Source organism: Microcystis sp. M179S2, assembly GCF_020245805.1.
Classification (GTDB): Bacteria; Cyanobacteriota; Cyanobacteriia; order Cyanobacteriales; family Microcystaceae; genus Microcystis; species Microcystis aeruginosa.
On the sequence record NZ_JADBUE010000251.1, the window covers coordinates 1 to 8,655 of the forward strand.

The window sequence follows — 8,655 nt, forward strand, 5'->3', positions numbered from 1 at the left end:
ATGACTACCATTCTAGCAAATAGAGAGAATTCTTGTCCATTAAGACATGTTACAAATTACATGGGTACATTAAGAAAAGTTAAGGGGGTACATCCATTGATGGATAAGGGTTTTGGGCTATTATGGTATATATGTATGGGGGAAGTTCAGGTATTGGGGAAATCGAGAAGATCACAAACGACCTCTCGTCGCAGTTTAACCGTTGCCCCAGGGAGTTTAAGATTAAAAGTGATCAGACCTCTTGTAAAAATCAAAAATTGTCCTTTAACTGCCCCACAGTGGCTATTTTGAGCAATTTGGGCTGCAGCCCTTATAATTTGCCAAAACGACGATGACGACCCTGATAATCTTTTAAAGCGCGGTGAAATTGCACTCGATCGAAATCGGGCCAGAGGGTGTCAGTAACATAGATTTCCGCGTAGGCCATTTGCCAGAGTAAAAAATTACTAATTCGCATTTCCCCACTACTGCGAATTAACAGGTCTGGGTTAGGAATCCCGGCAGTATAAAGATACTGTTCAAAGAGAGATTCATCGATTGCTTCTGGGGAGACTAAACCCTGTTGCACCTGACGAGCGATCGCCTGACAAGCTTGCACGATCTCCTCTCGGCCACCATAATTAGTAGCCACCGTAAATTGAATACCGGAATTTTGGCTAGTTTCTGCTTGAGATTTAGCAATTTCCCGTCTTAAAGACTCTGGCAAGACTGATAAATTACCAATAAAGCGAATTTTGACATTTTGCTGCATCATTTCTTCTAATTCGCGCCGCAAAACCCGCTCGAATAGAGTCATTAAAAACTCTACTTCCTCGAGGGGACGACCCCAATTTTCTGTAGAAAAAGCATAAGCAGTTAAAGCGGGAATCCCCCAGTCACGACAACAGCGCAGCAAGTCCTTAAGTGCATCTACTCCCCGTTGATGGCCCATAATCCGGGGTAAACCACGATTTTTCGCCCAACGACCGTTCCCATCCATAATCACTGCGACGTGCTGAGGCAAACGGTTTTTATCTAAATCCGTAGGTAATTCTGGTGATAAGCTCGGTTTAACAGTCATTTTCTATCTTTCGGGGTTGCGCTGGGCGAACGGGAGAATTTTTCTAAGATTAGACGACCTTTTAAGCCAATTGTACGCCCTAAACGTCCCCAACTCGGTGCGACCACTTCCCCCTCTCCCGACGGAGAAAACTTCGCTTCGAGCAGCTCTTTTAGTTTACTACTGGTTAAAGGCCGATCCAAATTACCCCCCGACGCGAGGGAAATCGAGCCGGTTTCCTCAGAAACCACAATACAGATACAATTATCTAGCCTTTCGGTAATGCCCATGGCCGCCCGATGACGGGTGCCTAATTGCCTAGAGGTACTGCGCTCCGATAAGGGTAGAATAACACCAGCGGCCACCACTCGATCGCCCCGAATAAATACGGCCCCATCGTGCAGTAAAGTTTTAGTTTGAAAAATAGTTTGAATTAATTCCTTAGATACTTGGCCATTGAGCGTCACCCCCGGATTGACAAACACCTTGGTGTCGAGATTGCCACTGGTTTCTAATACCATCAGCGCGCCGGTGCGATTTTGAGATAGATCCTTCACCGCGTCCACTAACTCATCAATGACATTATCGGTCTTGGGAGTGGGGGAACTTTTTTTAAATAATTCCCACACTTGACCTTTGCCCAATAATTCTAAAAAACGGCGGAATTCCGACTGAAAAATCACAGCAATCGCCACTGCTGCCCCCAAAATCAATTTTTCTAGGACTAACCCCAGCAAGCGCAATCCTAGGGCATCGCTAATCACCGAGGCCAGCATTAAGTAGATTAGTCCTCGCACCATCCAAAAGGTACGCCGCTCGCCGATAATTAGCAGCAGCATATAGGTAAGGAGGAGAACTAACCCAAAGTCTAGGACTGACAGACCATGGCTGAGAATCCAGGACAATAACCGGCGAGGGTCCAGAAAAAAACCCGACATGGGGGACGATAGCGATGAGGTTTATATCAAGGAGAGTCGATTGGTTGACATACCCCACGCCGTAAACGGACGTGGATTCTTCTAGCATCACTGCTGTGAATTTCTGGCTCAACGAGTCCACTTGAATTAGATTCCTGGCGAAATCCAACCCAGAGGTGGTTCTCTCCTCAGACTTTCGCTCCATTACAGAAGCCTGTTCTCGTATGCCCTACGATACAGTTCAAAACCTCTAAAATAATTGGTTTCTTTGGTACTTGACGCTTAGAGCTTTTACCTATAGGAGCATTCCCCTATAGAACCCCATAACTCTAGTTTTCAAGGTGCGTTCATCGGTTGATGACTGGGTTTTTTAAGCGGTTGCTTACCCTGCCCGCTATTCTTAATATCATACATCCTATAAAGTCGCCCTAAAAGGGCGAGGCTTTAAACCCAATTTTTCGGTAAACGGTCTTGACGCAGCAAATCCGCCAGATTTTCCCGTTCAAGGATCAGATTAGCTTCTCCGTTGTGGACAATTACCGCCGCCGGACGGGGTAAGCGGTTGTAATTAGAAGCCATACTGTAGTTATAGGCTCCTGTGGCTAAAACCACTAAAATATCCCCCGGGTTGGTTTTCGGTAGCGTAATATCCTTAATTAGAATATCGCCAGATTCACAATGCTTTCCAGCTATTGTCACCACTTCCTGACATTCTTGACTCATTTTATTGGCGACCACGGCCCGGTAAACCGATTGATAGGTAATCGGTCGAGGATTATCGGACATTCCGCCATCGACGGCGATATAGGTGCGGATTTCGGGGATTTCTTTGCGATTACCCACTGTATAGGCCGTTACGCAAGCGGTGGCAATCAGAGAGCGTCCCGGTTCGGCAATGAGCAGGGGATAAGCGATACCTCTTTCCTGACAAGCTTTAGCCACTGCTAAGGACACTGCTTGCACCCATTCCTCGATACTTGGGGGGTCATCACTTTCGAGGTAGCGAATCCCTAAACCACCACCCACATTTAATTGCTCTAGGGGTAAACCCCGTTCTAATCCTAATTTAAACCAATCTGCCAGCACAGCGGCCAGGTCTTGGTGGGGTTGACGTTCAAAAATCTGGGAACCGATGTGAGCGTGTAAACCCAGACAATTCAGCAGCGGATGAGCTAAAACATAGTCAAATACCGCTTCGATTTGATGAGGGTCAAAACCAAATTTACTGTCTAAGTGACCCGTGCGAATATATTCGTGGGTGTGACACTCGATGCCGGGGGTTAACCGCAATAGGATCGGAATAGGGTTATCAGGACGATTTTCGCCTAATTTAACCAGATTTTCTAACTCTAGCCAGTTATCAACGACAATAATGCAGTTATGCTCGATCGCATATTCTAACTCGGCGATCGATTTGTTATTACCATGAAAGTATATCGGCACATCGGTTTTATTGATCTGGTCTAAAGCGGTTAACACCGTGTGAATTTCTCCGGCCGACACCACATCAAAACCTAATCCCTCCCTAGCGACCACGGCCGATAGGGCCAGGCAATTCCACGCTTTCGAGGCATAAATTACCCTAGATTCTCCGGGATAATGAGTCTGGAAACCTTGCAGGTATTGACGACAGGCTGTGCGGAGGGTGACTTCATCGACAATATACAAGGGTGAACCGAAACGTTCCACTAGGGTGGTGACATCACAACCACCGATTTCTAGACAATCGCGGTTATTAACCTTGGCTGTCAGGGGTAACAGGGTTTGATTCGGGGATAGACAATCTTGATAGGCTAAATATTTTTGTCCGGAATTGCTGATTTTAGGTTCAGTTGATAGCATGATCGGTGTTTTTTGTCAAGAAATCGATAAATTTTGTTACAATCCCCGCGCATCCCCGATTCAGTTAAGGGAATTTTGACCGTCGGTGATCTAGATAACCAAAATAGTTCTCTCTTTCAGTGTACGATCAACCACCCGCTAAAAATCCCTTTTTTGTCAGGAAAAAATCGAGCAGCGACCCCGAAATAGTGGTAATAGTATTGAAGGAGTGGTCTTAAAAGTGATGATATGACTGACCAGAATGGCGTGTTAGTAGAAGAACAAAGCGAGGATATTACCCGTAAGATGAGTCAATTAGCCACTGAGTCGCCGAAAAATCAATTACAGATTCTGACACAATTAGCTGGGGCCGGAGAAGCTGGCCTAACTGTATTGAGAGATTTTTTGTTGGCCCAGCAGCCCACTCCTGTTAATCTGGTGACAGGTAAGGCTTATCAATTGCTCTATCAAGATAATAGCGATCAGAGCAAGGAATTTTTAGCTAATTATTTCCCCACGGGTGTTGTTCCCCTCGATAGTGCTAAAGGTATCGATTATCGACTTTTACAGGAATTATTGGCTAAACAGGATTTTCAAACTGCCGATAGTCTCACCCGTCAAAAACTCTGTGAATTAGCAGGAGAAGGAGCAATACAGAGGAAATGGGTCTATTTTACGGAAGTAGAAGCTTTTCCCAAGGTTGACATTCAGACTATTGATCATCTTTGGTTAGTTCATTCGGAAGGGAAATTCGGTTGGTCGGTGCAGCGCAAATTATGGATAGGTGTCGGTCAAGATTTCCCGAAACTCTGGCCGAAAATTGGTTGGAAAAATGGCAATAATTGGACGAAATACCCCCAAGAATTTATCTGGGATTTAAGCGCTCCCGTGGGCCATTTACCCCTGTTAAATCAACTGCGCGGGGTGAGAGTGGCCGCCTCTTTATTCTCCCATCCCGTCTGGAGTGAAAAATAGATTGAGATCATTTGGACTCGGGTATTGTATCAGCTTTCTACATTTTCGGGACGATTTCTTGTAAGGCCGCTTCTAGATTAGGATAACGATAGTCAAAACCGAGCGCTTGAGTGGCTTTTGGCAGCACTTCTTGACCTTCTAAGACGATTTTTGCTCCTTCTCCCAAGAGAATTTCGAGGGCAAAATCTGGCACTGGCAACCAAGAAGGACGATTCATTACTTCCCCTAATATCTGACAGAATTCTTTCATCCGGACGGGATTGGGTGCAGTAGCGTTGAAAGTACCGTTAATTTCTGGGCGATCGAGACAATAGATAATTAAATTAATTAAATCATCCCGATGAATCCAAGAAAACCACTGACGACCGCTGCCAATCGGTCCGCCGGCAAATAGTTTGAAGGGTGGGATCATTTTCCCTAAAGCACCCCCATTGCCTAAAACAATACCCGTGCGAAGAATGACTAAACGAGTGCCGTAATCTTTAACTTTTTGGGCGGCTGTTTCCCACTTTTTACAGACATCTGCCAGAAAATCGCCTCCGGGAGGACTATTTTCGTCAAAACTAGCGGTTTCACTGGTTCCATAGTAACCGATCGCCGAGGAGTTAATTAAAACTTGCGGTTTCTGGGCGGCCAAGGCGATCGCCTCGACAATTTTCTCGGTGCCGATTTGCCGACTAGCGACGATTGCCTGTTTTACTTCACCGGTCCAGCGTTCCGAAATCGGTTCTCCCGCTAGATTAATCACCGCGTCACATCCGGAAATCTCTTTTTGCCAATCCCCCGATTCTGTGGCGATATAAGGAATAATCTCTATCTTAGGATAGATTGACTTTGGGTAAATTCTCCCGGCTTTATCGGGATTGCGAGTCAAAATTAGGATGTCATCGCCGCGATCATAGAGTTTGACCACCAATCTACTACCCACAAATCCCGTCGCCCCAGTAATCGCTATTTTCATGGTTTCTTGACTAAATTTATCCTTATTTTAGCTCGTTTTTAACTATCAGAACTCAGTATTCAGGAGTCAGGAGTCAGGAGTCAATCAGGAGATTATTTTTATTTATTCTCCCCACACCCTACACCCTACACCCCACACCCCACTTCTCACTTATCCTGATACCCCATCCCGTTGGCTGCCGCATAACGATTCATAAAGCGCATAAAACGCTCCCAGTGTTCATCGGTGATTTCAAAACCACATTCTACCCGTTGAATTTCATCCCCTTCATCTCCTCCAAAAATAAACTTAGTCGAGTTGGGAATAACTATAATCACTCCTTCCTCATCGGTGAGACGGAGATCGCCGTAGGTACGGGTGGTGAAACTTTGGAAACGTTCGATCGCTTTCAGGGTTTTAAAAGTCATCAGGACATTGCGAATCCCGGTACTTTTATTTTTGCGGAGACTAACACCGCTTAATTCTTCTGATAAACCGACAAAAAACTCGATCGTGGGAGTGGTCATAGGTATAGCTATAAAATTTTAGTTATTGATTTTCTCTTAATTACTTTTGATGGGGAAAAATTAGTTCATGATTACTAATAAAGTAACCATGAACGGAAAAACAAGCTATTCCGCTTCTCCACCTTGGATTTTGAGGAGGAGAAAACCCCAAGCTAATCCGACGAGGACGAGAACGATCGCCACGATCGCCCCATTAAATAACATACTTTCTGCGGTCATGGTGATTGCTCCTGAGCCTACAATAATCGATCAACAGATCAATGGTATTTTAACCTACGAAGGCGATCGACTGCTGCCGGACTAGGGCAAAATTGAGGGGGAAAATCGGCCAATAACTTTGAGAATTTTCCTAGTATATACGTTCTAGCAATCCTGCCCCTCTCCTCAAGGAAGGATGCTCACCCCCATGCTAGATATTTTTAATACTATTTTTATATTTGCTGTCGCCACTTTATGATAATGTCTTATCTGCTTAATTTTCCACTTATACTAGAAAAATTAAGTATTGATAACTATTGGTGATGACTGGTAAAAAATCATTTATGCTCAAGATCAAGTTAATACTATTTTTAGGTTTGTTGCTGCTGAGTTGTCAATCGACTAATCTCAATGGTAATAATAGTTCGAAGGCTCAGATTACGACTGAGAATCAAGGGCAAATATTACCGCTCACGGCCAAAGCAGATATTAATGGTGAGATGATTGAGTTAGAAGTGGCTCAAACCCCAGAACAACAGGCCAAGGGTTTAATGTATCGCTTGTCTTTGGAGAAAAATCGCGGTATGCTATTTCCCTTTGCACAACCTCTGGTGGCCCGGTTTTGGATGAAAAATGTCTCGATTCCTCTAGACATGATTTTTCTAAAAGATGGTATAGTAAAAGCAGTTTTGCTCAATGTCCCTCCTTGTGCTGTCGATCCTTGTCCTGTCTATGGGCCAAACACCATGGTTAATCAAGTGATCGAACTAGCCGGGGGCCGAGCGAAAGAATTAGGAGTGAAAGAAGGAGATAAAATTAAGATTGAGTCTATCTCAAGACCTTGATTTTTGAAAATGGTGTTAACTTTCTTATAGAAGGTGTCCCTTGTCTGGAAGTATAAGTATGGCTGTTATAAGGTATTACGCATTTATACTGTTTAAGATATAACCATATCGATTAAGATTTTTATAGTCTATCAAGCATAGATTGAATAATCTTCACCCTTGCTATAGATTAAACAGAGACAAAATTCTGCTCGAGCTAACGGGACTATCTTAAGAGAGCCAGCGATTTTTAGAAAAGCTGATTACAATTTAAGCAGCTCTATCGAAATCATCGAGATAGCTTAGATACAGAAACAACGGTCGCGAGACTAACTGTCCTTGAAACCGATCAGGTGGTGTTTTATTGAAATTACGAGATATACTATTGAGGAAAAAGTACCCCCATGTCCACGATTGCCTATTCCCAATTCCGACAATTTCTACAAGAGGAATTGTCCCTTCCCCAAGAATCGATCGCTATGGCCGAGCGCTCGATCCAATCTGATAAAATTCATTTACCGATGATTCTCTGGCAGTACGGTTTAGTGACCTTGGAACAATTAGACAAAATTTATGATTTTCTCGAAAAGGTAGTCTAATCTTACAATTGCTCACTATTGACAAGGAGAATAATTGCCATGGCTGCTCATAGTTTCTGGCACAGTTTGAAAATTCCGATCCCAAAAACTACCAATCATCACTTGAGAAGTGGGTTATTTAAACCCACTTTTTTAATAACTATACAATTGAGAATTATCGATTAACTGCTCAGTCCATGAAACCCCATGACCAATTTGCCAAAAATTACCTTGAACAATTACTTTCTCCCCTGGGAATCGTCGAAATCAGCAAAGAAGTCAGCGACGAAACTCGACAGATAGATTTATTTTTTTCTCCCAATGCCGAACCCAACCCCAATTATCTGGGATTATTAGGCAGAATTGTCCTTAATACTGTCTTAATTGAACCCTATCGCAATCCTCCCAACCGGAGCGAGATTCGCAATTGTTTAGCGAAACTTTTGACAATTTTGTCCGAACTGCAAAGACAAGCTAAACGGGAAAATCAGAGCTACAATGAAGACAATGCCCCTCGTTTGTGGATTTTATCCCCTTCGGCTGGTATCACTGTTTTAGAGGGATTTGGGGCAAAATTAGACCCAGATTGGCCAGAAGGAGTCTATTTTCTTCCCTCGCTTTATCGCACGGCAATTATCGCTATTAATCAATTGCCTGTGACGGCTGAGACTCTCTGGTTAAGATTATTAGGACGGGGAAAAACTCAAGACCAAGCGGTGCGAGAATTGTTAGAATTACCTCAAGGTAATGCTTTCCGGGAAAATGTGCTGGAATTATTAATTAGTTGGCGGGTTAGTATGGAAATAAATAACATCCTAGAAACTGAAGATAGAGAG

The 8,655-nt window shown here is 43.8% G+C and carries 11 protein-coding genes; 5 read left to right on the forward strand and 6 right to left on the reverse strand.

Annotated features, from left to right (window positions below; all coding sequences use genetic code 11):
- The coding region (locus IM500_RS15410) for a hypothetical protein (RefSeq protein WP_287738879.1) at nucleotides 1-291 on the forward strand (291 nt) is incomplete at its 5' end.
- A 19-nt stretch (nucleotides 292-310) separates the two neighbouring features.
- Here the strand turns inward: IM500_RS15410 and uppS are convergent.
- The 3 genes from uppS to lysA all read right to left on the reverse strand — a co-directional run bounded on the left by uppS (nucleotide 311) and on the right by lysA (nucleotide 3,798).
- On the reverse strand, nucleotides 311-1,060 hold the full coding sequence (gene uppS, locus IM500_RS15415) for a polyprenyl diphosphate synthase (protein WP_190718457.1): 750 nt from the start codon (nucleotides 1,058-1,060) through the stop codon (nucleotides 311-313).
- Complete coding sequence (cdaA, locus tag IM500_RS15420) at nucleotides 1,057-1,977, reverse strand: diadenylate cyclase CdaA (RefSeq protein WP_190718454.1); 921 nt, start codon at nucleotides 1,975-1,977, stop codon at nucleotides 1,057-1,059. The genes uppS and cdaA overlap by 4 nt, the downstream gene beginning before the upstream one ends.
- A 423-nt stretch (nucleotides 1,978-2,400) precedes the next feature.
- Nucleotides 2,401-3,798, reverse strand: a complete 1,398-nt coding sequence (gene lysA / locus IM500_RS15425) for a diaminopimelate decarboxylase (RefSeq protein WP_190718451.1) — start codon at nucleotides 3,796-3,798, stop codon at nucleotides 2,401-2,403.
- A 228-nt stretch (nucleotides 3,799-4,026) separates the two neighbouring features.
- Between lysA and IM500_RS15430 the strand changes: the two genes are divergently transcribed.
- Nucleotides 4,027-4,752 (forward strand): GUN4 domain-containing protein, encoded by a 726-nt coding sequence (locus IM500_RS15430; protein WP_190718448.1) that lies wholly within the window; start codon nucleotides 4,027-4,029, stop codon nucleotides 4,750-4,752.
- Between the two features lie 37 nt (nucleotides 4,753-4,789).
- Here the strand turns inward: IM500_RS15430 and thyD are convergent, their stop codons facing one another.
- The 3 genes from thyD to petM all read right to left on the reverse strand — a co-directional run bounded on the left by thyD (nucleotide 4,790) and on the right by petM (nucleotide 6,438).
- Nucleotides 4,790-5,713 (reverse strand): thylakoid membrane protein ThyD, encoded by a 924-nt coding sequence (gene thyD, locus IM500_RS15435; RefSeq protein WP_287738881.1) that lies wholly within the window; start codon nucleotides 5,711-5,713, stop codon nucleotides 4,790-4,792.
- A gap of 146 nt (nucleotides 5,714-5,859) precedes the next feature.
- Nucleotides 5,860-6,219: a photosystem II reaction center protein Psb28 gene (psb28, locus tag IM500_RS15440; RefSeq protein ID WP_149988306.1), complete on the reverse strand. Its 360-nt coding sequence runs from the start codon at nucleotides 6,217-6,219 to the stop codon at nucleotides 5,860-5,862.
- Nucleotides 6,220-6,324: 105 nt separating this feature from the next.
- Nucleotides 6,325-6,438: a cytochrome b6-f complex subunit PetM gene (gene petM / locus IM500_RS15445; RefSeq protein WP_012265655.1), complete on the reverse strand. Its 114-nt coding sequence runs from the start codon at nucleotides 6,436-6,438 to the stop codon at nucleotides 6,325-6,327.
- 302 nt (nucleotides 6,439-6,740) lie between these two features.
- On the opposite strand from petM, the gene IM500_RS15450 reads away from it, so the two are divergent.
- The 3 genes from IM500_RS15450 to IM500_RS15460 form a co-directional block, all read left to right on the forward strand.
- Complete coding sequence (locus tag IM500_RS15450) at nucleotides 6,741-7,262, forward strand: DUF192 domain-containing protein (protein WP_190718442.1); 522 nt, start codon at nucleotides 6,741-6,743, stop codon at nucleotides 7,260-7,262.
- 383 nt (nucleotides 7,263-7,645) lie between these two features.
- The gene (locus IM500_RS15455) at nucleotides 7,646-7,840 is read left to right on the forward strand and encodes a DUF2949 domain-containing protein (RefSeq protein ID WP_045358889.1); all 195 of its coding nucleotides are present in this window, start codon (nucleotides 7,646-7,648) and stop codon (nucleotides 7,838-7,840) included.
- Nucleotides 7,841-8,016: 176 nt separating this feature from the next.
- Nucleotides 8,017-8,655, forward strand: a 639-nt coding sequence (locus tag IM500_RS15460) for a flagellar assembly protein H (protein WP_287738883.1), incomplete at its 3' end; no start/stop codon positions are given.

Excerpts from the sequence above, each read along its gene's own strand:
- uppS (WP_190718457.1), bottom strand. The coding sequence starts at position 1,060 with ATGACTGTTAAACCGAGCTTATCACCAGAATTACCTACGGATTTAGAT.
- cdaA (WP_190718454.1), bottom strand. The coding sequence starts at position 1,977 with ATGTCGGGTTTTTTTCTGGACCCTCGCCGGTTATTGTCCTGGATTCTC.
- lysA (WP_190718451.1), bottom strand. The coding sequence starts at position 3,798 with ATGCTATCAACTGAACCTAAAATCAGCAATTCCGGACAAAAATATTTA.
- IM500_RS15430 (WP_190718448.1), top strand. The coding sequence starts at position 4,027 with ATGACTGACCAGAATGGCGTGTTAGTAGAAGAACAAAGCGAGGATATT.
- thyD (WP_287738881.1), bottom strand. The coding sequence starts at position 5,713 with ATGAAAATAGCGATTACTGGGGCGACGGGATTTGTGGGTAGTAGATTG.
- psb28 (WP_149988306.1), bottom strand. The coding sequence starts at position 6,219 with ATGACCACTCCCACGATCGAGTTTTTTGTCGGTTTATCAGAAGAATTA.
- petM (WP_012265655.1), bottom strand. The coding sequence starts at position 6,438 with ATGACCGCAGAAAGTATGTTATTTAATGGGGCGATCGTGGCGATCGTT.
- IM500_RS15450 (WP_190718442.1), top strand. The coding sequence starts at position 6,741 with ATGACTGGTAAAAAATCATTTATGCTCAAGATCAAGTTAATACTATTT.
- IM500_RS15455 (WP_045358889.1), top strand. The coding sequence starts at position 7,646 with ATGTCCACGATTGCCTATTCCCAATTCCGACAATTTCTACAAGAGGAA.